The sequence below is a fragment of the Pseudomonas sp. B21-056 genome (genome assembly GCF_026016325.1).
Lineage (GTDB): Bacteria > Pseudomonadota > Gammaproteobacteria > Pseudomonadales > Pseudomonadaceae > Aquipseudomonas.
Genome location: NZ_CP087203.1, coordinates 2,561,730 through 2,585,159, shown reverse-complemented (window position 1 = coordinate 2,585,159; position 23,430 = coordinate 2,561,730). Strand labels below are relative to the sequence as shown.

The following is a 23,430-nucleotide window of genomic DNA, read 5'->3' as shown; positions in this document are numbered from 1 at the left end:
TACCCAACAATAACAATCAGGTGGGACGCGCCCGTCCAACGCCAACCCAGGCCTTGGCTGCATGCGATCTGAAGCCGCCAGCAGGAAGTCTCAGCATGTTCTTCACTCGTCTCACTATTCAGTGGCGGATCACGCTCTTGAGTGGGCTCTCCCTGCTGGCGGTCGTCGGCGCGTTGACCGGCGCTTCCCTGTACCAGAACCAACAGGGCGCAAAACTGTTGAAGCACCAGAGCAGTCTGCTTCTCGGCCAATCCGCCCTGGAACGCTTGCAGGCCCAAGCCCTTGCCCACGGCCAACGGGTGGAGCGCTTCTTCAACGAAACAGCGCTGTACGGGGAAGGATTCGCCCAGGAGGTTCTTCAACTGCGCGCCCAGACCCTGGACGGGCGGTTGACCGCGGCACAACTGCGCCAGGCACTGATCGGCGCCACCCGCCAGGCTCTGCTCAAACGCGAGAAGATCCTCGGGCTGTACGTCGTGTTATTGCCCGATGCGCTGGCCGGGGAAGACGCGGGTTTCTCGGGCCAGCGGAGTGTGGCGGGTAACGAGACAGGCCGCTTCGCCTTGTATTGGTCGCAAAGCCAGCCTGGGCACTTGGTCCAGGAAGTGCTCAGCGAAACCCAGATCATTGCCAACGCTGCGCCGCCAGGCAGCGAGCCGGGAAACGCCTGGTACTTCTGCCCGCAGACGGAGCGGCGCACTTGCGTGACAGAACCCTACGAGGTTGAAGTCGAGGGCCGGAAAACCCTCATGAGCAGTATCTCGATCCCGCTGATGGACAAGGGCCAGACCATCGGCGTCGTGGGCATGGACATCAGCCTCGATACCCTGCAGAAACTCGCCGCCAGCCTGGCCGATGACTTGTATCCAGGCCACAGCGAGATCAGCATTCTGTCACCGTCGGGGCAGCTTGCCGGCCACAGTGGCAGCGTATCGGACACTTCTGTCGACGTGCGCCAGAGCGTGCAGACCGTCACAGACGGCGCCCCCTGGCAGTTGCAGATTCGTGTTCCCGAGGCCCTGGTGCAAGCGCCGGCCTTGCAGATGCAGGCCCGGTTGGATGAAAGACAGCAACATGCAAACTGGGTCAATCTTGGCCTGGGATTGCTGGCCGGCGGCCTCGGGTTGTCACTCATCTGGCTGACCGCCTACGGCGTGACCCGCCCCCTGCTCACCGTCGCCGACATGCTCGATGCCATCGTCGAGGGCGACGGCGACCTCACCCGGCGCCTGCCCGACGACCGCAGCGACGAACTGGGCCAACTGGCCAACGGGTTCAATCGCTTTCTCGCCAAACTGCAACCCATCATCCGCGATATCCAGCAAGCGTCCCAAGACACCCGGAACACCGCCGACACGTCCTCGCAGGTGGCCCAGGAAGTGAGCACAGGCATGTCCAGGCAGTACCGGGACGTCGAGCTGGCCGCCACCGCCCTGCACGAGATGAGTGCCAGTGCCCAGGAAGTCGCCCGCCATTCCCACCAGGCGGCCGATGCAGCCATCCGCGCCGAAAGTGCGAGCCGATCAGGCCGGGCGTTGTTCGCCAACGCCGTCAGCAGCATCGGGACCCTTGACCAAAGCCTCGAAACCACCCTCGGCCAGGTGCAGACCCTGGCCGACAACAGTCAGCAGATCGACCAGGTGCTGGACGTGATCTGTGCCATCGCCCAGCAGACCAACCTGCTGGCCCTCAATGCTGCGATTGAAGCGGCCAGGGCCGGCGAACAGGGACGTGGCTTCGCGGTGGTAGCGGACGAGGTTCGACACCTGGCCAGCAACACCCAGAATTCGGTCGAACACATCCGCAGGGTGATCGAAGCGTTGCAACATCTCAGCCAGGAAGTGGTGCACAACACTCAACTCAGCCGCGAACTGGCCAGGGGCAGCGTGGTTCAGGTCGAACAAACCCAGGTGGCGCTGCGGCACATCAGCGACGCCGTGGAAGTGATCGAACAAATGAACCAGCAAATCGCCAGCGCCGCCCTGGAGCAAAGCTCAGTGGTCGAAGACCTCAGCCATCGCGTCAGCGACATCCGCATGATCAGCGAAACATTGACCAGCCGGATGCAGGACGCCTCGCAAGCCAGCCTCCAGCTCTATGAGATGGCGGACCATCAGCAGCAACGGGTGGGGCACTTTCGTACCTGAAAAGGCCGATGTCCGATCTCACTTCGCCGTGAGTCCGTATCACTTCTGGTTCGACTGCCAGTCGTCCGGCACCACGGCAATCACGTCGATCTCCATCAACCATTGCGGCTGGCCCAGGCCGGAAATCACCAATCCGGTCGAAATCGGGAAGACACCTTTGAGCCACTTGCCGATCTCCTGATACACAGGCTCGCGATAACGTGGGTCGATGATGTAGGTGGTGGTCTTGACGATATGCGACAGGTCCGAGCCGGCCTCTTCGAGCAATTGCTTGACGTTCTTCATCGCCTGCTCGGCCTGGGCACGCGGATCGCCCAGCCCGACCAGATTGCCTTCGAAATCGGTGCCGATCTGGCCGCGCACGTAGATCGTGTTGCCCGCGCGAACCGCCTGGCACAGATCGTTATCCAGTGACTGGTTAGGGTAAGTCTCTTTGGTGTTGAACATGCGGATGCGGGTGTGGGTCGGTTGTGCCATGTGCGGCTTCTCCAAAACAGAATGCTGGCCGCGCGGCGCTCAGAGAGCTGCGCGCGGGGTATCAGGCGCCGACGGGGCGCGCAATCACCGAGGCGGACCGTTCGGCCTCGCGCTGCGCTGCATCGCGATACTCGAGGTAGGTCCGTTGGGTCGCGATGTGGTCGGCGACGTACTTCGCATCGTGCCAAACGCCCCAGATGAATGAAGATCCACGCCGCGATTGCCACGGCAACCCCAGGAAATAGATACCTGACTCGCTGCACACACCGCGCTGGTGGACTGGCTTACCCTTGGCGTCGAACGCATCGACTTTCAACCAGCTGTAATCAGTGGCATAGCCGGTGGCCCAGATGATCGTGGTGATGCCCGCCTTGAGCAGATCCAGCTCGAGAATCGGGTTACTGACGCATTCAGGATCAGGGAACACACGACGGGCTTCGGGTTCGAGCGGCAGTTGCAGCCCGTTGCGCTCAATGTACGCATCGGCCGCATCGAGCACCGCCAGGTAGTTTTCGTCGCCCCGCGCCAGGTTGTCGGCCAGGTCCGGCTGGAACGTCACGATGCCATTGTCGAACGAGCGGGTCACACCGACGAGTTTCATTCCGCGCTCGGCCAGCTCGCGAAAGTCCACGGTACGCCCGCCATGGGCGCCGCTGACGGCAATCGTGACGTGCTCGCGACCCGGCTTCATCGTCGCCTGCTCCCACTCCCCCAACACCCCCAACCACCAGCAGAAATCCCGATTGCGGTATGCACGTGGAGGACGATCGTGCTGGCCCACCGAGAGGTAGACCTCGCGACCGGCACGCTGCAGTTCATCCGCGATCTGGGTACCGGAAGACCCGGCGCCCACCACCAGGATGGCACCCTCAGGAAGCTGTTGGGGATTGCGGTACTGGGCAGAGTGGATCTGCGTGAGATGCTCGTCTTTCGGGGCGATAGCCGGGATCACCGGGCGCTGGAAAGGCCCCGTTGCAACGACCACACGATTGGCCTGTATCACGCCTTCGGATGTCTGGACCATAAAACCCGGACGACCGACATTGCGCTCGACCCGGCGTACCTCGACGCCGGTGCGAATCGGCGCCTTGAACTTGCGCGCATAGGCTTCGAAGTAATCAGCGACCCGCTCTTTCGGGGCAAAACTGTCGGGGCTCAGGTCGTCAAACTCAAGCCCCGGAAAACGATCGTGCCAGGCCGGCCCATTGGCCACCAGCGAGTCCCAGCGTCCGGTGCGCCACGCCTCGGCAATCCGGCTGCGTTCGAGGACCAGGTGAGCGACTCCCAGTTTGCTCAAGTGTTCGCTCATGGCAATGCCAGCCTGGCCTGCGCCGATCACGAGCGTATCGATTTCAATGTTTCCAGCTGTCATACCTGTGTCCTTCACGAAGGCGGGTGTGGGCGCATTCTGTGCAGGATCAGGCGATAGCGAAATGATGATTTTTGTCGTCGCAGAGCAGGAAAAAACTAGGGGTTGGATGAGGCGCCATCAAGGCAGCGCCTTGCCTCATCCAGTCAGCATCCCATGACACATCAATCCCAGCACACTGCGCATGTGCGTCGCATGGGCTTCGCGGTCAGGCACCGATTCGGTCGCCAGCCGAATGAACGCCAGGTTTGCGTACTGGTTGAACAAGGTGGCGGCCACGTCGATATCCACCGACTCACGGACCTTGCCCAGCTTCTGGAAATGTACGAGCAGCGCCTTGGCCTCTTCAACGACGGCGGCATTCCAGGGCTGGAAGGCCTGGGACAGTTCACCGGTAAACAGGAACGGTGCCAGTTCACGCCACAACGAGGTCGGCATTGCGCGCAACTGATAGCGAGTCATCAAGCCTTCGAGTTCGCAGAGGGCGTCGAGTGGGTCGGAGTTTTCGTCCAGATTCGCCCTCGCCTCACCCATTGCCTGTTCATCAGGCGCTTTCAACAGGGCCACCAGGATCTCTTGCTTGCCGCCGAAATAGTTGACCACCGTAGGCGAGGAGACCCCTGCCTGCTTGGCGATCTGGTCCAGCGTAGTGGCGCCAAAACCATTGGCTTTGAATAACGCCAGCGCGGCCTCGACGATGTTCTGTCGGCGCTGTTCTTTTTGTCGCTCTCTGAGTCCTGTCATGGTGCCCCAGGCGTGGTTTCTCGATAACTCGCAGGTTACGGATAATAATTTCGATCAACAAATATTTTCTTTACAAAAATATTTTTAGATGCCAAAACTTAATCCGCGCCCTGCCCCGTCCCTACCCTGAATGCAGGCCGCGGCGTCATCATCCTGGAGAAGCGCAATGTCCATCGAACTCGATCCAATCCGTACCACTCGTGATTACCAGGCGTCCGACGCCGCCCATCACATTCACGCCTTCGTCGATCAGAAAGCCCTGAACGAAGAAGGTCCGCGGGTGATGGTCAGGGGTGATCGGCTGTCGCTGTGGGACAACGACGGCAATCGCTACCTGGATGGCATGTCGGGCCTGTGGTGCACCAACCTGGGTTATGGGCGCAAAGACCTGGCCGACGCCGCCAGTGCACAGCTGGCGCAGTTGCCCTACTACAACATGTTCTTCCACACGACTCATCCGGCGGTGATCGAACTGTCCGAGCTGCTGTTCAGCCTGCTGCCTTCGCACTACAGCCATGCGATCTATACCAACTCCGGCTCCGAGGCCAACGAGGTGCTGATCCGCACCGTGCGCAAGTTCTGGCAAGTAATGGGCAAACCCGAGAAGAAGGTCATGATCGGCCGCTGGAATGGCTACCACGGCTCAACACTCGCGGCGACGGCGCTGGGGGGCATGAAGTTCATGCACGAAATGGGCGGCACGATTCCCGACGTTGCCCACATCGACGAACCGTACTGGTTCGCCCATGAAGGCAATCTGAGCCCTGAAGAATTCGGCCTGCGCGCAGCGCGTCAACTGGAAGACAAGATTCTCGAACTGGGCGCCGACAAGGTAGCGGCCTTCGTCGCCGAACCCTTCCAGGGCGCGGGCGGGATGATCATTCCACCGCAGACTTACTGGCCGGAGATCCAGCGCATCTGCCGCCAGTACGACGTGCTGCTGTGCGCCGACGAAGTGATCGGTGGCTTTGGCCGCACCGGCGAATGGTTCGCCCACCAGGCATTGGGCTTCGAGCCCGACACGCTCTCCATCGCCAAGGGCCTGACCTCCGGTTATATCCCCATGGGCGGGCTGATCCTGTCGCGACGCATGGCCGAAGCGTTGGTGGAAAAAGGCGGCGTATTCGCCCACGGCCTGACGTACTCCGGCCATCCGGTTGCCGCCGCAGTGGCGATCGCCAACCTCAAGGCCTTGCGCGACGAGGGTGTGGTGACCCAGGTTAAATCCGACACCGGGCCTTACTTGCAGAAATGCCTGCGTGAAGTATTCGACAATCATCCGCTGGTCGGTGAAGTCCAGGGCGTAGGCCTGGTGGCGGCGCTGCAGTTCGCCGAAGACAAGGCCACGCGCAAACGCTTCGTCAACGAGAACGACATCGCCTGGCGCTGCCGTACCCTCGGTTTCGAGGAAGGCATCATCATTCGTTCGACACTGGGCCGCATGATCATGGCTCCGGCGCTGGTCGCGACCCGTGCGGAACTGGATGAACTGGTCGACAAGACCCGCATCGCGGTGGATCGCACCGCGCGAGAATACGGGCGCCTGTAGGCAGGCGCTGTAGCCTCAAGTGCCGCTTGAGAAGTTTTTACGTAGTCAGGCTCCACAAAAAACCTCGTTTCGCCCACTGCAGCGCGTCGACACAATGCAGTCATGTACCGTCCCCGTCCGGCAGCGTCGCACACGCTGCCCGGACAGCGGACGGAAGGTCAGGACGAAACAGGACGAACACACCATGACGTTTTCCATCGTCGGCCGTTGCGCCGAAACAGGGCAGTTGGGCATCGCCATAAGCTCCTCCAGCATTGCCGTGGGCGCCCGTTGCCCGTGGCTGCGCCCGGGCGTCGGGGCAGTTGCCACGCAGAACATCACCCTCCCTGCCCTTGGCCCCCAGGTCCTCGACCAATTGGAAAGCGGCCTGTCCGTGGCCCAGGCGCTGGACAGGGCGCTGACCAGCAATGGCTACAGCCAGTTTCGCCAGTTGACCGCCATCGATCACCTCGGCCAGACCGCCCACTTCAGCGGCAGCGAAACCTTGGGCACACACCATGCGCTCGCCGGCGAGCAATGCGTCGGTGCGGGCAACATGCTTGCCGATCGCGCGGTCATCGAGACGCTGGTGCAGACCTTTGAAACCAGCGGCGGCCAATTGGCCGATCGGCTGATTGCAGCGATGCAGGCAGCTGTGGCGGCCGGGGGTGAAGCCGGCCCGGTGCATTCGGCGGCGCTGGTGGTGGTGGGTGAGCTGACCTGGCCGATCGTTGATCTGCGGGTGGATTGGGCTGACGAAGATCCGGTCGGCAAGCTGGTACAACTGTGGGCCGATTACAGCCCACAGATGCAGGATTACATTACCCGTGCCCTCGACCCGACCAAAGCCCCTCGTTACGGCGTGCCCGGCGATGAATAAAGTACCGATGACTCACCTGGGGTTGCGCGCATGAGCCGTAGCCGGGAACTGCTGGCCGCTCTGGTGGGCTTCGATACCACCAGCCGCGAATCGAATCTGCACCTGATCGCCTTCGTTCGCGATTATCTGGCGCAGTTCGATGTGCCCTGCGAACTGATCTACAACGAGCAGCGCAGCAAGGCCAATCTGTTTGCCACGATCGGCCCGGCTGATCTGCCGGGTATCGTGCTGTCCGGTCACACCGATGTGGTGCCGGTGGACGGCCAACCCTGGAGCGTGGCACCGTTCGAGCTAAGCGAGAAAGACGGCAAGCTGTTCGGACGCGGCACGGCCGACATGAAAGCCTACATCGCTTGTGTCCTGGCGGCGGTGCCTGGGTTGCTGGCAGCGCCCTTGCGGATGCCGGTGCACATCGCGCTGTCCTATGACGAAGAAGTCGGCTGTCTCGGCGTCCGTTCGTTACTGGCCGAGCTTGAGCTACGCCCGGTCAAACCGCTGCTGTGCATCATCGGCGAACCCACCGAACTCAAACCGGTGCTTGGGCACAAGGGCAAGCTGGCGATGCGCTGCGACGTAGCGGGCGCGGCCTGCCATTCGGCCTATGCGCCCCAAGGCGTCAACGCCATCGAATACGCAGCCGAGTTGATTGCGCAACTGGGACGCATCGGCTCGACCCTGCGCGCCGGACACTTGCAGGACGCGCGCTTCGATCCGCCTTTCACCACCGTGCAAACCGGACTGATCAGTGGCGGCAAGGCGTTGAATATCGTACCAGCCGATTGCCGGTTCGATTTTGAAGTGCGTGCACTGCCGGCCCAAGACCCGCTCAAGGTCGCCCAACAGTTGCAGCAGTACGCAAAGGAACAATTGCTGCCGCGTATGCGCGAAGTCGATCCGGGCAGTGACATTCGCTTCCACGAGCTGTCGGCATACCCGGGGCTCGCCACCGACGCCAGAAGCCAGGCAGCGCAGTTGATTGCGCAGTTCTGTGGCTCAGCAGCGTTCACGACCGTTGCGTTCGGCACCGAAGGTGGACTGTTCGACGCCATCGGCATTCCTACCGTGGTGTGCGGCCCTGGCAGCATGGATCAAGGGCATAAGCCGGATGAGTTCGTGAGCCTCGAACAACTTGAAGGATGCGATGAGATGTTGCGCCGGATGATTCAGATCCTGGGTGCCAACTCTTCCCGGCAATGATCCACAAACAGCTGCGCCGGTTTGGTCAATGGCGCGCGGCGAAGCCAGGCGGCTGACAGCCCCGAGCCGGTGACCTGTTCGGCCAGCGGCACGCACACCACTTTCTGTCCATCATAGGTGTAGTCGGATTTGGGGCGGGTCACCAGAATCGAGAAGCCGAAACCGCGTCCCACCATACCCCGCACCATCTCGATCGACGGTGAGCTGAACTGGATATGTGGGCTCAAGCCGCGCTCTTCGAAGATGCTGACAAAATAGGTCCGGCTCGGCTGTACATCGAGCAATACCATGGGTTCGAGCACCAGATCGTTGAGCGAAACCTTCGCCTGATTGGCGAAGCGATGGCCTTCGGGCAACAACGCATAGGGCTGCTGCGGCGCCATCAGCGGCGCGGTTTCGATCGTGCTGTCCAGGTCATGCTCATAAAGGATCGCCAGATCGATGCTGCCCGAGGTCAGCGCCTGCACCAGTTCCTGTTGCTCGCCATCGCGCATACGAATTTCCACCCCCGGCCAACGGTCGCGGAAACCGGAAATCAGCCGCGGCAGGTACAACGGTGCGACGGTTTCGAAACAGCCGATGTCAATCTGACCCGCAACGATATCGTTGTCCGCCAGGGCGTTCTGCTCGAATTCATGGGCCACGCGCAGCAGTTCCTGAGCCTTGCGATAGAACCGCGCGCCACCAGGGGTCAGTGACACGCCTTGGGCGTGGTGCCTGATGAACAACTGCACGGCGAAGCTCTCTTCCAGGTGCTTGATCGCGGTCGAGACCGAAGGCTGCGCGATGTAGAGCTTGCGCGAGGCCTCGGCGACGCTGCCGCACTCCACCGTGGTGACGAAGTACTTGAGTTGTCGCAGATTGTAAGCGGCCATAGCTACCTCGAACTGGGTGAACCGGAGTACCGGGTCCTGCGCGTTATTCTGCGATGTTCACAGCAGCGAGGAAACAAGCAAATTGCTGCCCAATGAAGCTAAAAAAGCGATCCTCGAACAGCCTGTGGGGCATCAACAAGGACGCCTTTCAGGCGAGCTTTTTTATCGATAGCAACGACATTTTTACTAGTTTCCCGTCGTCTTCCATTCCACCACTATCGGCCCCACCGATTGTGAACATGGCCCTGGAGGCCATTCAGGAGTGTGCAGTGACGGACTTGAAAAGCTGGCAACATCTGGCTGATAGCCAACGGTTTATCAGCAGCGCCATGATCGCGGGCCAGTCTCACCAGGCCTATAGCGGTGAAACCTTTGCAGTGATCAATCCGGCCACCAATGCCTTGCTGGCCAATGTGGCCGCGTGCTCGGATGCCGACGTCGACAAGGCGGTCCAGATCGCTCGCCAATGCTTCGAAACCGGCCCCTGGGCGCGCATGCACCCCAGGGAACGCAAAGCCATCCTGCTGCGCCTGTCCGAATCGATCCTGGCCCATCGCGAAGAACTGGCGTTGCTTGACTCCCTGAGCATGGGCAAACCGGTGATGGACGCCTATGGCATCGACGTGCCGGGGGCGGCCCATGTATTTGCCTGGTATGCCGAAAGCCTCGACAAACTGTACGACCAAGTCGCACCGACCGGTCCCGGCACGCTGGCGACCATCACTCGCGTACCCCTGGGGGTGATCGCTGCGGTGGTGCCGTGGAATTTCCCGCTGGACATGGCGGCCTGGAAACTCGCCCCGGCGCTCGCCGCCGGGAACAGCGTGATCCTTAAACCCGCCGAACAATCGCCCTTCTCGGCCTTGCGCCTGGCTGAACTGGCGCTGGAAGCGGGCGTACCGGAGGGTGTGTTCAACGTCATCACCGGCCTCGGTGAACAGGCAGGACGTGCGCTGGGCCTGCACCCGGATGTCGATGCGCTGGCCTTCACCGGCTCCACCCAGGTGGGCAAATACTTCATGCAGTACGCCGCGCAATCCAACCTCAAGCAGGTGTGGCTGGAGTGCGGTGGCAAGAGCCCGAACCTGGTGTTCGCCGATTGCCAGGATCTGGATCTGGCAGCGGAGAAAGCTGCGTTCGGCATTTTTTTCAACCAGGGAGAAGTCTGCTCGGCCAACTCACGGCTGTTGGTGCAACGCTCGATCCACGATGAGTTCGTCGAGCGCCTGATCGAGAAAGCGCAGCACTGGCAGCCCGGCGACCCATTGAATCCCGCCAGCAAAATGGGCGCTATCGTCGACGCCACCCAGGCCGCCCGCATCATGGATTACATTGGCGAGGCGAGCGACAGCGGCGCACGACGGGTGACGGGCGGTGAGCGAGTCATCATCAACGGCTCGGATAACTTCATCCGTCCAACACTGTTCACTGACGTCACGCCGGACATGCGCTTGTCCCGCGAAGAAGTATTCGGCCCGGTGTTGGCGATCACCCGGTTCGACAACGAAGACCAGGCCGTGCAGATGGCCAACGAGCACATCTATGGACTCGCAGCATCGGTGTGGAGCGACGACCTCAATCGCGCGCACCGGGTCGCCAGCCGCCTGAATGCGGGAACGGTTTCGGTCAATACCGTCGACGCGCTGGACGTCAGCGTGCCGTTCGGTGGTGGCAAGCAGTCCGGCTTCGGCCGCGACCTGTCGCTGCATTCCTTCGACAAATACACACAACTGAAGACCACCTGGTTTCAACTGCGTTGAGCCATGGCATAGCACTTGGACGCTCTCATGAAAACCGAATATGACTACATCATTGTCGGCGCCGGTTCGTCCGGTTGCGTCCTGGCGAACCGTTTGAGCGCCGATCCCGACCTCAGCGTCTGCCTGATCGAGGCCGGCGGCCACGACAACAGCCTGCGCATCCAGACGCCCGCCGGAACCATCACGTTGTACAAAAGCAAAAAGTACAGCTGGAACTTCTTCTCGGCGCCGCAACAGCATCTCAATGGCCGAACCCTGCACACGCCGCGCGGCAAGGCGCTGGGCGGCTCCAGCTCGATGAACAGCATGATCTACATTCGCGGCCACGCCAGTGATTACGATCGCTGGGCCCAGGCCGGTTGTTCCGGGTGGGACTGGGACAGTGTGCTGCCCTACTTCAAGCAATCGGAAAACAACCGGCTCGGCCAGGACCCACGCCTGCATGGCACAACAGGCGAGCTGCACGTCGAGGCGGCACGCGATCCCAATCCGGTGTCGCGACTGTTCGTCAAAGCCGCGCAGCGCGTGGGCATCCCTCTCAACGACGACTTCAACGGCGAAACGCTCGAAGGCTGTGGCCTCTACAACCTGACGCAGAAAAACGCCCGGCGCCTGTCAAGCTATCGCGCGTTTGTCGCTCCCGTGCTTGATCGCCCCAACCTCACCGTGATCACCGATTGCTCAGTGCAGGCCTTGATGCTCCAGCAGCGAGTGGCCAAGGGCGTGAAGGTGATATCGGACGGCAAGACTCTCGTCCTGGGTGCGAACCGCGAGGTCATTCTGTCGGCAGGATCACTGGGCAGCCCGAGCCTGTTGCTGGCGTCAGGCATCGGGCCTGCGAGCGAACTGCAGAGTGCCGGGATCAGGGTTGAACATGACCTGCCCGGTGTCGGCAAGAACCTGCAGGATCACCTCGACGGGCTCATCACCGTTCGCTCGAAAAGCCCGCTGACTCTGGGTTTTTCACTGGGCGCCTTGCCGAGCATTATCCTATCGCCGCTGCGTTATCTGTTGCGCAGAAAAGGTTGGCTGACGACCAATTATGTAGAGGCTGGAGGCTTCGCCCGTACGCCGTTGGCCAAGGCCCTGCCCGACGTGCAATTTCATTTCGTGCCAGGCTATCGCAGCCATCGCGGACGGCTGTTCGAGTGGGGACACGGTTATGCCGTGCACACCTGCGTACTAAGGCCCAGGAGCATCGGCGAGATACGCCTGGACCGGGAGGCCAGACCGGTCATCGACTTCAACTTCCTCTCCGATCCCGAGGACGCCAGGGTATTGATCGAAGGCCTGAAACTGGCACGCAGGATCCTCGCCGATCAACCGTTCGATGGCATTCGGGGCAAGGAGATACTGCCCGGTGCCCACGTGCAGACGGACGAACAGCTGATGACCTACGTGCGGAAGTATGCGGCAACGGTGTTCCACCCGGTGGGCACCTGCAAGATGGGAATCGACGCCATGAGTGTGGTCGGGCCGGACCTGAAGGTGCACGGCATTCAGGGACTGCGTGTGGTCGATGCCTCGATCATGCCGACATTGATCAGCGGCAACACCAATGCGCCCTGCATCATGATCGGCGAGAAGGCGGCGGACCTGATCCTGGGCCGGACCACGGGCTCTTGAAGGCTTGAAATGACTTGAGAAAAACGCCGCTTTTCGCACCAGGAAGCGGCGTTGAACATTGCGCGCGCCCCAGGTTTGAACGCGATTCAGAGCCCCTCCTCCACCCCAGTTTTTTCCTCATCAGCGACCACATATTTACTAATTTTCCTATCCCCCGACATCGGCCACCATCAACCCTGCCCCACAGAGGCGAGAAGGTCCGCAAGAGGCCATGAATGCCTTGTTTTCACCTGGCTCCACTGCCCCGAGAAATAACGAACTAAAACCACGATTCCGGGAGTGTCAAATGATCAAGTCTTTTGTATCGCGTTGCGTGCGTCCGCTGGCCCTGACTGCAATCGCTGTCGGCGTTGCCGGTGGCGCTCAGGCCGGCACCCTGTCCATCGGACACACCACCTGGGTGGGCTACGGCACCCTGTACCTGGCCAAGGATCTGGGCTACTTCAAGGAGCAGGGCCTGACCGTCGAGTTGCCGACCATCGAAGAAGCCTCGATGTACATGGCAGCCCAGGCCTCGGGCAAGTTGTCCGGTTCGGCCTCGACCCTCGATGAAATCCTCAAGTACCGCCCGCAGTTCTGCTTCAAGGCGGTGGCCGCGCTGGATGACAGCCATGGCGGCGACGGTGTGCTGGTGGGCAAGGACGTCGACAGCCTGCAGGACCTCAAGGGCAAGGCCGTTGCGGTCAACGAAGGTTCGGTATCGCAGTTCTGGCTCAACTACCTGCTGAAAAACGCCGGCATGAAGATGAGCGACCTGACGATCCAGAACATGACCGCCGACGACGCGGCCACCGCCTTCATCGCCGGGCGCGTACCTGCCGCAGTGACGTGGGAACCGCACCTGACCACCGTACGCGACAAGCAGAAAGGCAAGGTGCTGGTGGACAGCAGCACGACGCCCGGCGTGATCGTCGATGTCGTGGCACTGAGCTGCGATGTGATCGACAAACAACAAGCGGACGTCAAGGCGCTGGTCAGCGGCCTCTACAAGGCCGTGCAGTACACCAAAGACCACCCGAAAGAGGCCTACGCGATCATGGCCAAAGGTGTCGGCGGCTACCTCGCTGACCCGGTTGAACTGGAAGCCGCCGCCAAAGGCGTGCGTTTCTACGACCAGGCCATGAGCGAGAAACTGCTGGGCAGCAACGGCACTCAGGGCGACGCCGCCACGGTCATCAAGCTGGCCAACGAAACCGCCAGCGAGTTGCAGGGCAAGCCGTACAACGTGAGCTACAGCGACCTGATCGACAACCGTTTCATCAGCCCGAAATAAACCAGGAGCACCTCATGTCCAAGCGTAATTCGTGGCTCAACCGCTGCCTGACGCCCAAGACCAGCTTGCCTGTGCAGGTGGTCTGGAGCGCCAGCGGTCTGGCCTGGATCCTGATGATCGGCCTGTGGGCCTTTCTTTCCTACGGCGAGGTGGTGCCGGCGATGTTCCTGCCGACACCGGGCGCGGTCTTCGATGCGGCCATGCGCCTGGCCCATGACGGCACCCTCGGTCCGCATGTGTGGGCCAGCGTGGAAGTGGTGATGGTCGGGTTCATCGTTTCATCGGTGGTCGCGGTGCCGATCGGTCTGATGATGGGGAGCTTCAGGGTGGTGCAGGCGTTCCTCGAGCCACTGGTCAACTTCATCCGCTACCTGCCGGTCACCTCGTTCGTGCCGCTGTTCATCCTGTGGATCGGCATCGGCCTGGAACAACGTGTGTCGATCATCATTTTCGGCGTGTTCTTCCAGCAACTGGTGATGATCGCCGATGTCTCCAAAGGGATTTCCAAAGACCTGATCAACGCCTCGTACACCCTCGGCTCCAGCCGCACGGATGCGGTGTTGCACGTCATCGCCCCGGCTTCGCTGCCCGGCGTATTGGATACCCTGCGCGTCACCATGGGCTGGGCCTGGACCTACCTGGTGGTGGCCGAGCTGGTCGCGGCCTCCAGCGGCCTGGGTTACCTGAGCCTCAAGGCCATGCGTGGTTTTCAGGTCGATGTGATTTTCCTGGCGATCGCGGTCATCGGCCTGTTGGGCCTGATCACCGATCAACTTTTCCGACTTCTGCGCTTGAAGGTGGCCGCATGGGCTCAGTAACCGCAACTTCGCCGATTCCGCTACGGCCAACGGCAGTGACCGCGCCTGCCACACCGCGTCTGCAGGTCGACAACGTCACCCTGCAATACAAGACGCCGTCAGGCGACACGTTCACGGCGCTGGACAAGGTCTCTTTCGACGTCCCCGATCAACAGTTCGCGGTGCTGGTCGGCCCATCGGGTTGTGGTAAATCCAGCCTGCTGTACCTGACCGCGGGCCTGGCAGAGCCGACTGCTGGCGACATCTACGTCGGCGGTCAACAAGTCGATGGGCCCGGTGCCGATCGCGGCATGGTGTTTCAGGGCTACACCCTGTTCCCGTGGCTGACCGTGCGCAAGAACATCGAGTTCGGCCTCAAGCGACGTGGCATGCCCGCCGCCGAGCGTAAGGACATCGTCGAGTTCTATCTCAACGAAGTCGGCCTGCTGCGCTTTGCGGACAACTATTCCAAACAGCTTTCCGGCGGGATGATGCAGCGGGTGGCGATCGCTCGTGCCCTGGCCAACGACCCGCAGATCCTGTTGATGGACGAACCGTTTGGTGCGCTCGACAGCCAGACCCGCCTGCAAATGCAACAACTGCTGCTCAAGGTCTGGGACCACAGCAAGAAGACCGTATTGTTCGTCACCCATGACATCGACGAGGCGATCCTGCTGGGCGACCGGATATTCGTGATGGGCGCACGCCCCGGCCGGATCAAGGAAGTACTCGACGTGCCCATCGGCCGCCCGCGCAACCTCGACATGGTCATGGATCCGGAATTCATTCGCATGAAGCGCAACATCTTTCATCAGCTTCATGACGGGCCGGAGGATCATGCCGATTGATCCGCACAGGGAGCCCCTGCATCAGGGATTCCACGCTCAAGCGCCAGAGGAGTGGGAAGCTTGCCTTCCCATTCAACGACGGCCCACCCACTCTTACCATGCTCCTCACTCAACACTTGAGGTTTGCGCTTAAAAAATCGATCAACACCCTGAGCGACGGCGGCATGCGATGGCGTGACAGATACACGGCGTAGATGCTCAGCCGCTCAGCTTCAAAGTCAGGAAGCACCTCGACCAATCGGCCCTCGTCCAGGGCCTTTGACACTGCAAACCTTGGCAGCATGGCGATGCCAGCTCCTCCCGATGCAGCCCGCATGAGCACCAACGCCTCGTTCGTGCTGAAGTTCCCTTGAACCGCTACGGCAGACTCTTCACCGCCAGCGTTGAAACGCCAAATGCTTTGCCCGAAATATGCGTAGGTGAGGCAATTGTGTGCCGCCAGGTCCTGTATCTGCACAGGAATACCGTGAGCGTCGAGATACGCTCGGCTTGCGCAAAGTACCGAGGAACATTCACCGAGCTTTCTTGCAATTAGCTGGGGATCGGGCGAGTTGGTGATACGGATCGCAAGGTCGATGGCGTCCTCTGCCAGATTGACGGTTCGGTCAATGACCTGAAGATCGATCGACATGGCCGGAAACTCTGACAGGAACGCGACGAGGGTGTCGGCCAGACAATATTCGGCAAAAATCGAGGACGCCGTCACTCGCAAAAGCCCTTTGGGTGTTCCATCCAGGAATGACGCCGCCAGCGCTACTTCCTGCGACAGCGCAAGGAACTCCTTGCACACCGGGACGATCTGCTCGCCTGCCGCCGTCAGGCTCAACTTGCGGGTCGTGCGATGCAGCAGCCTCGCTTGAGCCCACTCCTCCATGGCCGCGATGTACCTGGAGGCCATTGCCCGCGATATCTGCAAATGCTCTGCCGCAGCCGAGATGCTGCCGCGAGCGACCGTTTCTACCAAGACTTGCGCCGCGAACACTCTGTCCATTTGCTTGATCCATGCAACAAACCGTCTACTTTAATCGGCTATTTCTCCGCAGGCCAAGCCAATAGTGTAGGGGCCTGGCGAATTACAGGAGCCATGCCCATGGCCGAGTTCAAGATACATTACCTGTTCGACCCCCTTTGCGGCTGGTGCTACGCCAGTGCTCCAGCTCTCGCAAGCCTGGCGCATAAGTTTCCAGATGCTCTGGAACTCAACCCGACCGGCCTGTTCTCTGGCGAAGGCGCTCGACAGATCACACCAGCCTTCGCGACACACGCTCGGACCAATGACCAGCGCATCACCGCGATGACAGGACAGCCATTCAGCCCACGCTACTTTCAGCAGATTCTGGGTGGTAACAACGTGCGATTTGACTCGATGGTCATGAGCATGGCACTGACGGCGGTTAGGGAGATCGACGGTGCTCTGGAACCCGTTCTGTTTCATCGTCTGCAATCGGAGAGATACGTCGCAGGCCAGGATACCTCGTCCCCGGAAATAGTGGCCCGTATCGCCGTTGAGCTATTGAACGGTGAAGGCCATGACATCAGTGAAAGCGAGTTTTCAGCCCTCCTCACACACGGGAAACAGCTGGCGAAGCAGACAAGGCAGCGCATGGAGAATGCCCAGGCCTTGATGAGTCGAGTGAAAGCCAGCGGGGTGCCGCTGTTGCTTGTCCAGGTCGGTGAAACACTTCACCCACTCAATGGCATGGATCTGTATGCAGATCCCGCCTATCTGATAGAGAAGATCAAACACATCGTTTCAACGGCCGCGTAGTCGACCGTGCGACAAGTTGCACCCTTATCAATATCCAGGCAAATCCGGGAAAGAAATCATGACTAACGTTGCAATCGTTTACTTCAGTGGCTACGGCCACACCGCAAAGCAGGCTGAAGCGGTCCAGCGTGGCGCCGCCTCGGTTCCAGACACGTCCGTGACCCTGCTGCGCATTGACGAGAACGGCAATGTTCCAGAGGGCAGCTTCGAACTGCTCGCCCAGCAAGATGCGATCATCTACGGATCACCTACCTACATGGGCGGTACGGCATGGCAATTCAAGAAATTCGCCGATGCGTCCTCCAAACTCTGGTTCCAGCAAGCACTGAAGGACAAAGTAGCAGCTGGCTTCACCAACTCTGCGTCGGTCAACGGTGACAAACATTCCACCCTTCAGTATCTGTTTACGCTGTCTCAACAACACGGCCAGGTATGGGTGGGGTTGGGCCTGCACCCTTCCAATAAAAAGGAAAATGGCCCTGCTGACACTAACTGGAGTGGCGGCTTTGCAGGTGCGATGGCTATTTCTCCATCAGACGCATCAGCTGAAGAGGCACCTCGCAGTGGCGACCTGAAAACAGCCGAACTGCTGGGTGAACGCGTGGCGCAGTTCGCTGGAAGACTGGCTCGGTAATCATTAAAGATGGTTCGACAGGAGGTGGGGTCGGCACTTCGATTAACCCCGCCTCACAATCCAGACCAGGACGGTGGATAAGCCGTCCGCTCATGGATGTTTTCAATCAGTACGGAGGCGATGATGGCGATCTGAAGAGACCGGCCAACAACCCGTTCAGCCCACGCTTTAGTTCTGGAATACCCCTTTGTAGAAGACTGCACTCAACGATTCCACTATTCCCCAACCAATCATTTCATGTTCAGTTGAGCATTGGGTTGAGAGCATCAGCTTTAAGACAGCGCGAATCGAAAAGTCACATCTCAGCTGGCTGAGAATAGTCTGCTGTGGCGCTGCTGATAGCGCCACAAAACACATAGTGACAGCGACAGAATCAAATAGCCCAGCCCACCTTCAAGCCCTCGTAAACCGCTTCTTCAACACTTCGTGGTGCCAAGCAGTCGCCCGCTCGGTGGATTTCCACTCCGTCATCAAGCTGCTCCACCAAGTCGTCAACCGATTGATGCCCGGAACATAGAACCAAGGTGTCCACATCCTCGAAAATAATGGGCTCACCGCTGGCGGTATGCTGCATGTACACAGTTGAATCATCGAAGCCGTAAAGGCGGGAGTACGTGGTGACCGGGATCTGCAGCTTGTGCATTTCACCCACCATGTTGTCCCGAACATAGAGAGGAAGGATTTCACCCACGTTGGTACCGTTCACCGCAAGCTGCACATTGTGCCCGCCTCGGACCAGTACTTCGGCGACACCCGGGCCGATCCAGTCACAACGCCAGTCCACCACCAGCACCGACCGGCCGATCTTCACCTCGTTACGCAGCACCTGCCAGGCATCGACCACTTGCAGTTCACCGCCGACCTCATAATGTGGGTGGTAAGGCTTCGCCCCGGTAGCCACCACGATTGCTTGCGGTGCAAAGGATCTGACGAGATCTGCGGTCACCGTCATGTTCTTCTGCACCTTCACACCTGCAAGTTCCATTTCACGTTGAAGGTTGGTGCTCGCGCCCCCGAACTCGCTGCGTCGCGGCAGTAGCTGGGCAAGTAGAACCTGGCCACCAAGCTGCGAGGTTGCCTCGAACAAGGTCACGTCGTGGCCACGCTGCGCAGCTGTCACGGCGGCCTTCATACCTGCCGGGCCTCCCCCTATGACCATTACCTTCTTGCGGACAGCTGCAGGGCTTATTTGGCCATAAGCCAGTTCCCGGCCAGTCTCCGGTCGCTGGATACAAGAAATCGGGAAACCTTTATGGAAGTGGCCAATGCAAGCCTGATTGCATGCAATGCATGCGCGGATATCGTCAGCCCTGTTTTTGTAGATCTTGTTCGGCATATCAGGATCACAAATCAGCGCTCGAGTCATGCCACAAAGGTCTGCCTGGCCCCGCGCCAGGATAAGTTCCGCCTCTTGCGGAGCATTGATACGCCCTGTCACAAACAACGGAACTGAGATTTTCGATTTGAATTGTCCCGCTTGCCTGGCCAGGTATGCCGGCTCGATGGCCATCGGGGGAACGATATGCACTGCCCCGCCAAGCGACGCAGATGTCCCTGCGACCAGGTGCACATAATCCAAGCGGTCCTGAAGCAGCTCGGCAGCCTCCCTTGATTCGTCCTCGGTGAGGCCCTCAGGATCAAATTCACCCGCCGAGATACGCAGGCCAACAATGAACTCATCGCTGGTGCGACTACGCACCGCCTCGATGATTTCATCAATGAAACGCAGACGCCTGACGATGTCGCCATTGTACTCATCAGTACGCCTGTTAACCCGGGGGTTCAGGAACTGGGACGGCAGATAGCCGTGGCTGGCAACGATTTCCACCCCATCGAGACCAGCGCTTTCGAGCCGCTGTGCAGCCTCTCCGTATCCACGGACGATCTCATCGATCATTTTCTGATCGAGCGCACGGGGCATCACATGAAAGCGTTCGTTAGGCGTCGACGACGCCGAATAGGCGACCGCCAACGGCCCCTCACTCGACTCCATGATTTCCCGGCCGGGATGGAAGATCTGCGACAGCACAACCGTCCCATTGGCATGGCAGACATCCGCGATGCGCCGGTAACCTGGGATACAGGCATCATCCGTCGCCATTAGTACATGGGAGGTATAACGGGCGCTTTCATGCACCCCCGCTACTTGCAGGATGATGAGACCGACCCCGCCCTCAGCCCGGGCCCTGTGATAGGCGACAAGCTGGTCATTGACCAGGTTATCGGTGGGCATGGAAGTGTCGTGCCCGGTAGACACGATACGGTTCTTCAGTCGCCTCCCACGCACTTCAAAGGGAGAAAGCAGATGTTGATAAGCATTGTTCACGGAAGACATTTTTTATTTTACCTATGGGCCATCAGGCACAGCGCCTAGCTGTTGTTCCAGTTAACTGGATACAGGGCATAAAAAACCTTGGCTTTCTTACCTGAATACACCACCGGGCTTTTTTCCGGGATCCATATCACGTCCCCCGCCTTGGCATTAATGGTTTCGTTTCCAACAGTCAGGACAAACTCCCCCTCGAGCACGACGATCAGTTCGTCGTACAGGACCGTCCAGGAAATAAAGGCATCATCGAAACAGGCAACGCCAGCCCCCATCGTCTTACTTTCATCGGTGCCGACCAAACGGCAGATCGCCGCTTTACTTTGAACTTCACCGCCATAAGCTGAGAACTGCATTTCCCGGGCTTTAAAATGAATATGTTCTGACATGACCCCACCTCTTCAACTGATGTTTGGCTTCAATGCTTGATCATCACGTGACGAACCGAGGTGTAGTCTTCAAGACCATACATGGACAGGTCTTTACCGTATCCGGATTGTTTCTGGCCGCCGTGCGGCATCTCGCTGATGAGCATGAAATGGGTATTTACCCAAGTACAGCCGTACTGCAGGCGTGATGAAACGCGATGCGCCCGCCCGAGATCCTTCGTCCATACCGAGGACGCGAGACCGTAGAGGGAGTCATTCGCCCACTCTAGAACTTCCTGTTCAGTGCTGAAGCGAGTCACCGAAACAACAGGGCCGAAAACCTCCCGTTGAACGATCTCATCGTCTTGCCGGGCATCGGCAACTACAGTTGGCTCAAAGAAGAACCCTGGTCCATCGACCGCACGACCACCTGTGGTAATGCGAATGTGCGGCAATGCAGCGGCGCGTTCTACATAGCTTCGGACATGCTCACGATGCTGGGCTGTGATCAGGGGGCCTAGCTCTACATTCTCATCATCCTGCAGCCCGCAACGCAGGGTCCGCACTGCCTCCGTCAATCTAGAAACAAACTGATCGTAGACCCCGTCCTGGACATACAACCGAGACGCGGCGCAGCAGTCCTGGCCAGCATTGTAGAAACCGAACGAGCGAATGCCGTCCACCGCCGCATCTATATCCGCATCATCAAAGATGATGACTGGCGCCTTGCCTCCCAGCTCCATATGCATGCGCTTGATGTCATGGCTGGTGTTCGAAATGATGCGCGCACCGGTGGCTACCGAGCCCGTCAGCGAGACCATTTTGATCAAAGGGTGGTTGGTCAAGGATGCGCCCACTGACTCACCGCGACCATACACGACGTTCAGGACGCCATCTGGAAGAACGGTACTTACCAGTTCGGCCAGGCGAAGCGCGGTGAGCGGCGTCTGTTCGGAAGGTTTAAGCACTACCGTATTGCCTGCGACTAAAGCCGGGGCAATCTTCCATGCCATCATGGTCAGCGGGTAATTCCACGGCGCGATGGATGCGATTACTCCAATGGGGTCGCGGCGGATCATCGAAGTATGACCTGCCAGATACTCCCCGGCTGCGCTGCCCGTCAAACAGCGGGCGGCCCCTGCAAAGAAGCGGAATACATCCGATATGTTGGGTAACTCATCATTGAGCACGGCGCTATAGGGCTTGCCGCAATTGAGCGACTCAAGGCGAGCCAGCTCTTCAGCATTGTCGTCAATCAGGTCAGCGATTTTTAGCAGTAATGCAGAACGATCCTTCGGCGTAACTTCAGACCAGCCCCAAAAAGCATGTTCCGCGGAGACTACGGCAGCCGTGACCTGTTCAACGGTAGCCTCGGGGATCATGATCAGGGTTTCACCGGTAGACGGATTCAACACCATTTGGGGTTCACCTTGCCCCATCACCAGCTGACCATTGATAAGTAGCTTCGTCTGCATAAAATCCACCTGTATTTATTATGAAGTCAAACTTGCACAGCCACGCCCTCCCCTTTAATCAGCGAATATCTGCTGGGGCCACTCGAATTAACATCAAGCATCAGGACGTGCGGTATTACTTATATATTCTTGTGCTCAGGACGGGCTAAGCCCCCCCTGTGAGCGGCGGTCTCGCGTGTTAGTCGGGTTAACACCCAGGCAAGCGTTGCAGTACTTCTAACCGTTTATAGCCCGCGTTACTTTTCTATTGAGAAAACCAACGTTCATGGCCACACACGAGAGAACTGCATGAAATTGTCAAAACAAGGAGAAGCACCGTGAAAATTTACACATTTTTTCACGGCGCAGGCAAGGCTTTTTCGCAGAATGTCTGGCCTATCGAACAATTCCGTTAAAATTCAATTGGTTACTAGAACACCAAGGACAGCCTTGGCACCCGGCGCGAAACGAATCGGCTCCGGCTTGGCGCCACGTACTGCTTACCGCTGTGAAAACACCCAAACGATCTTCGTCGGAACACGCCCTGTATTCACATAGCTGTGAGGGGTCGTGGAAACGAACTGGAAACTGTCCCCTGCCTCGAGCTTGAAGATCTCTCCATCAATCATCAATTCCAGCTCGCCTTCAAGGACATAACCCCCTTGTTCACCGCTGTCCTTCATCATGTCGTCACTGGACTTCGCACCTGACGCGAGCTCGGTGAAGAGCATGTGGAATTTCCCTGAGATGTCGGGTGACAACAACTCGTCCGAAATGCCACCGCGATAATCGAGCGCCGATCGCTCGCTCCTTTTGACGATGAATCTGTTTGCCAGCTGCTCCTTCTTGGCAGTGAAGAAGCTCAGGTAGTCCACCTCAAGCAGCTCTGCAATGGCACCGATGTCCTCAATGCTCGGGCGGGAAAGACCACGCTCGATCTGGGACACGAACCCAACGGAACGGCCGATGGTATCGGCAACTTGTTGAAGACTAAGGCCTTTCTTTTTACGCAGGTATTTGATCCGTAGTCCTGCGACGTGATCGCTCATCAGCTACTCCAGTGCTTGCATTTGGGGGCGAGTATAGGGAGGAACAGTGCCCCCAAGCTAGCCTGATCCCTGCTCAACGGCCGTTCTTGATAGCACCGCTGTATCGAGCGGTGCCGGTAGGAAAACAGGATCGAAGCACTTCGTGAAAATAGTTGATTTTTTTCACGGCGAGTATCACAGTGCTCCCACAGAGGGCGTAGAACGTCTCGCTCAGCGATCTTCTGGAGCCCTCTCAGGATGAACCGGGGTTGGAGCAACGCGCAGGGCAACTGCCGCGCCAAAGGCTGGTTGAGGATAAGCCTTGAGAAAA

At 59.3% G+C, this 23,430-nt stretch carries 20 protein-coding genes and 1 pseudogene; 12 read left to right on the top strand and 9 right to left on the bottom strand.

The window, feature by feature from the left end; genetic code table 11:
• Positions 1–95 precede the first annotated feature (95 nt).
• Both LOY67_RS28465 and LOY67_RS28460 read left to right on the top strand, forming a co-directional pair.
• A pseudogene (locus tag LOY67_RS28465) lies at positions 96–1,289 on the top strand (HAMP domain-containing protein); the annotation flags it as partial.
• A gap of 102 nt (positions 1,290–1,391) precedes the next feature.
• On the top strand, positions 1,392–2,147 hold the full coding sequence (locus LOY67_RS28460; RefSeq protein WP_413776211.1) for a methyl-accepting chemotaxis protein: 756 nt from the start codon (positions 1,392–1,394) through the stop codon (positions 2,145–2,147).
• Between the two features lie 39 nt (positions 2,148–2,186).
• On the opposite strand, the gene LOY67_RS11545 is transcribed toward LOY67_RS28460, so the two are convergent.
• The 3 genes from LOY67_RS11545 to LOY67_RS11535 form a co-directional block, all read right to left on the bottom strand.
• Positions 2,187–2,624, bottom strand: a complete 438-nt coding sequence (locus LOY67_RS11545) for a RidA family protein (RefSeq protein ID WP_265067280.1) — start codon at positions 2,622–2,624, stop codon at positions 2,187–2,189.
• 61 nt (positions 2,625–2,685) lie between these two features.
• On the bottom strand, positions 2,686–3,996 hold the full coding sequence (locus LOY67_RS11540; RefSeq protein ID WP_265067279.1) for a flavin-containing monooxygenase: 1,311 nt from the start codon (positions 3,994–3,996) through the stop codon (positions 2,686–2,688).
• Positions 3,997–4,131: 135 nt separating this feature from the next.
• Positions 4,132–4,737, bottom strand: a complete 606-nt coding sequence (locus LOY67_RS11535; RefSeq protein ID WP_265067278.1) for a TetR/AcrR family transcriptional regulator — start codon at positions 4,735–4,737, stop codon at positions 4,132–4,134.
• A gap of 166 nt (positions 4,738–4,903) precedes the next feature.
• On the opposite strand from LOY67_RS11535, the gene LOY67_RS11530 reads away from it, so the two are divergent.
• The 3 genes from LOY67_RS11530 to argE all read left to right on the top strand — a co-directional run bounded on the left by LOY67_RS11530 (position 4,904) and on the right by argE (position 8,342).
• Positions 4,904–6,286: an aspartate aminotransferase family protein gene (locus LOY67_RS11530; RefSeq protein WP_265067277.1), complete on the top strand. Its 1,383-nt coding sequence runs from the start codon at positions 4,904–4,906 to the stop codon at positions 6,284–6,286.
• A 184-nt stretch (positions 6,287–6,470) separates the two neighbouring features.
• Positions 6,471–7,145 (top strand): DUF1028 domain-containing protein, encoded by a 675-nt coding sequence (locus LOY67_RS11525; RefSeq protein ID WP_265067276.1) that lies wholly within the window; start codon positions 6,471–6,473, stop codon positions 7,143–7,145.
• Positions 7,146–7,175: 30 nt separating this feature from the next.
• A complete protein-coding gene (gene argE, locus LOY67_RS11520; protein ID WP_265067275.1) occupies positions 7,176–8,342 on the top strand; it encodes an acetylornithine deacetylase in 1,167 nt (388 codons plus the stop codon).
• Here argE and LOY67_RS11515 read toward each other — a convergent pair.
• Positions 8,309–9,217, bottom strand: a complete 909-nt coding sequence (locus tag LOY67_RS11515) for a LysR family transcriptional regulator (protein WP_265067274.1) — start codon at positions 9,215–9,217, stop codon at positions 8,309–8,311. The genes argE and LOY67_RS11515 overlap by 34 nt on opposite strands.
• A gap of 239 nt (positions 9,218–9,456) precedes the next feature.
• Here LOY67_RS11515 and LOY67_RS11510 point away from each other — a divergent pair, with 239 nt between their 5' ends.
• The 5 genes from LOY67_RS11510 to LOY67_RS11490 all read left to right on the top strand — a co-directional run bounded on the left by LOY67_RS11510 (position 9,457) and on the right by LOY67_RS11490 (position 15,521).
• Positions 9,457–10,977, top strand: coding sequence for an aldehyde dehydrogenase (locus tag LOY67_RS11510; RefSeq protein WP_413776184.1), 1,521 nt, complete (start codon positions 9,457–9,459; stop codon positions 10,975–10,977).
• Positions 10,978–11,004: 27 nt separating this feature from the next.
• Entirely contained in the window at positions 11,005–12,603 is a 1,599-nt protein-coding gene (locus tag LOY67_RS11505; RefSeq protein ID WP_265067272.1) for a GMC family oxidoreductase, read from the top strand.
• A gap of 286 nt (positions 12,604–12,889) precedes the next feature.
• Positions 12,890–13,876 (top strand): ABC transporter substrate-binding protein, encoded by a 987-nt coding sequence (locus tag LOY67_RS11500; RefSeq protein ID WP_265067271.1) that lies wholly within the window; start codon positions 12,890–12,892, stop codon positions 13,874–13,876.
• A gap of 14 nt (positions 13,877–13,890) precedes the next feature.
• Complete coding sequence (locus LOY67_RS11495; protein ID WP_265067270.1) at positions 13,891–14,694, top strand: ABC transporter permease; 804 nt, start codon at positions 13,891–13,893, stop codon at positions 14,692–14,694.
• Complete coding sequence (locus LOY67_RS11490) at positions 14,682–15,521, top strand: ABC transporter ATP-binding protein (protein WP_265067269.1); 840 nt, start codon at positions 14,682–14,684, stop codon at positions 15,519–15,521. Before LOY67_RS11495 ends, LOY67_RS11490 begins: the two co-directional genes overlap by 13 nt.
• A gap of 109 nt (positions 15,522–15,630) precedes the next feature.
• Here the strand turns inward: LOY67_RS11490 and LOY67_RS11485 are convergent, their stop codons facing one another.
• On the bottom strand, positions 15,631–16,512 hold the full coding sequence (locus tag LOY67_RS11485; RefSeq protein ID WP_265067268.1) for a LysR family transcriptional regulator: 882 nt from the start codon (positions 16,510–16,512) through the stop codon (positions 15,631–15,633).
• Between the two features lie 99 nt (positions 16,513–16,611).
• Here LOY67_RS11485 and LOY67_RS11480 point away from each other — a divergent pair, with 99 nt between their 5' ends.
• Positions 16,612–17,289, top strand: a complete 678-nt coding sequence (locus LOY67_RS11480; protein ID WP_265067267.1) for a DsbA family protein — start codon at positions 16,612–16,614, stop codon at positions 17,287–17,289.
• A 58-nt stretch (positions 17,290–17,347) separates the two neighbouring features.
• Complete coding sequence (locus tag LOY67_RS11475; protein ID WP_265067266.1) at positions 17,348–17,923, top strand: flavodoxin family protein; 576 nt, start codon at positions 17,348–17,350, stop codon at positions 17,921–17,923.
• A 373-nt stretch (positions 17,924–18,296) separates the two neighbouring features.
• On the opposite strand, the gene LOY67_RS11470 is transcribed toward LOY67_RS11475, so the two are convergent.
• The 4 genes from LOY67_RS11470 to LOY67_RS11455 form a co-directional block, all read right to left on the bottom strand.
• Positions 18,297–20,258, bottom strand: a complete 1,962-nt coding sequence (locus LOY67_RS11470; protein ID WP_265067265.1) for an FAD-dependent oxidoreductase — start codon at positions 20,256–20,258, stop codon at positions 18,297–18,299.
• Positions 20,259–20,293: 35 nt separating this feature from the next.
• Entirely contained in the window at positions 20,294–20,638 is a 345-nt protein-coding gene (locus LOY67_RS11465; RefSeq protein ID WP_265067264.1) for a cupin domain-containing protein, read from the bottom strand.
• A gap of 29 nt (positions 20,639–20,667) precedes the next feature.
• Positions 20,668–22,092 (bottom strand): gamma-aminobutyraldehyde dehydrogenase, encoded by a 1,425-nt coding sequence (locus tag LOY67_RS11460; RefSeq protein WP_265067263.1) that lies wholly within the window; start codon positions 22,090–22,092, stop codon positions 20,668–20,670.
• A gap of 479 nt (positions 22,093–22,571) precedes the next feature.
• Positions 22,572–23,120, bottom strand: a complete 549-nt coding sequence (locus tag LOY67_RS11455; protein WP_265067262.1) for a cupin domain-containing protein — start codon at positions 23,118–23,120, stop codon at positions 22,572–22,574.
• Positions 23,121–23,430: the final 310 nt, after the last annotated feature.

Coding starts and splice junctions, on each gene's coding strand:
- LOY67_RS11490 (WP_265067269.1), top strand. CDS start 14,682: ATGGGCTCAGTAACCGCAACTTCGCCGATTCCGCTACGGCCAACGGCA.
- LOY67_RS28460 (WP_413776211.1), top strand. CDS start 1,392: ATGTCCAGGCAGTACCGGGACGTCGAGCTGGCCGCCACCGCCCTGCAC.
- LOY67_RS11460 (WP_265067263.1), bottom strand. CDS start 22,092: ATGCAGACGAAGCTACTTATCAATGGTCAGCTGGTGATGGGGCAAGGT.
- LOY67_RS11505 (WP_265067272.1), top strand. CDS start 11,005: ATGAAAACCGAATATGACTACATCATTGTCGGCGCCGGTTCGTCCGGT.
- LOY67_RS11455 (WP_265067262.1), bottom strand. CDS start 23,120: ATGAGCGATCACGTCGCAGGACTACGGATCAAATACCTGCGTAAAAAG.
- LOY67_RS11535 (WP_265067278.1), bottom strand. CDS start 4,737: ATGACAGGACTCAGAGAGCGACAAAAAGAACAGCGCCGACAGAACATC.
- LOY67_RS11470 (WP_265067265.1), bottom strand. CDS start 20,258: ATGTCTTCCGTGAACAATGCTTATCAACATCTGCTTTCTCCCTTTGAA.
- LOY67_RS11510 (WP_413776184.1), top strand. CDS start 9,457: ATGGCCCTGGAGGCCATTCAGGAGTGTGCAGTGACGGACTTGAAAAGC.
- LOY67_RS11475 (WP_265067266.1), top strand. CDS start 17,348: ATGACTAACGTTGCAATCGTTTACTTCAGTGGCTACGGCCACACCGCA.
- LOY67_RS11515 (WP_265067274.1), bottom strand. CDS start 9,217: ATGGCCGCTTACAATCTGCGACAACTCAAGTACTTCGTCACCACGGTG.
- LOY67_RS11530 (WP_265067277.1), top strand. CDS start 4,904: ATGTCCATCGAACTCGATCCAATCCGTACCACTCGTGATTACCAGGCG.
- LOY67_RS11500 (WP_265067271.1), top strand. CDS start 12,890: ATGATCAAGTCTTTTGTATCGCGTTGCGTGCGTCCGCTGGCCCTGACT.
- LOY67_RS11525 (WP_265067276.1), top strand. CDS start 6,471: ATGACGTTTTCCATCGTCGGCCGTTGCGCCGAAACAGGGCAGTTGGGC.
- LOY67_RS11485 (WP_265067268.1), bottom strand. CDS start 16,512: ATGGACAGAGTGTTCGCGGCGCAAGTCTTGGTAGAAACGGTCGCTCGC.
- LOY67_RS11545 (WP_265067280.1), bottom strand. CDS start 2,624: ATGGCACAACCGACCCACACCCGCATCCGCATGTTCAACACCAAAGAG.
- LOY67_RS11540 (WP_265067279.1), bottom strand. CDS start 3,996: ATGACAGCTGGAAACATTGAAATCGATACGCTCGTGATCGGCGCAGGC.
- LOY67_RS11495 (WP_265067270.1), top strand. CDS start 13,891: ATGTCCAAGCGTAATTCGTGGCTCAACCGCTGCCTGACGCCCAAGACC.
- LOY67_RS11480 (WP_265067267.1), top strand. CDS start 16,612: ATGGCCGAGTTCAAGATACATTACCTGTTCGACCCCCTTTGCGGCTGG.
- LOY67_RS11465 (WP_265067264.1), bottom strand. CDS start 20,638: ATGTCAGAACATATTCATTTTAAAGCCCGGGAAATGCAGTTCTCAGCT.
- argE (WP_265067275.1), top strand. CDS start 7,176: ATGAGCCGTAGCCGGGAACTGCTGGCCGCTCTGGTGGGCTTCGATACC.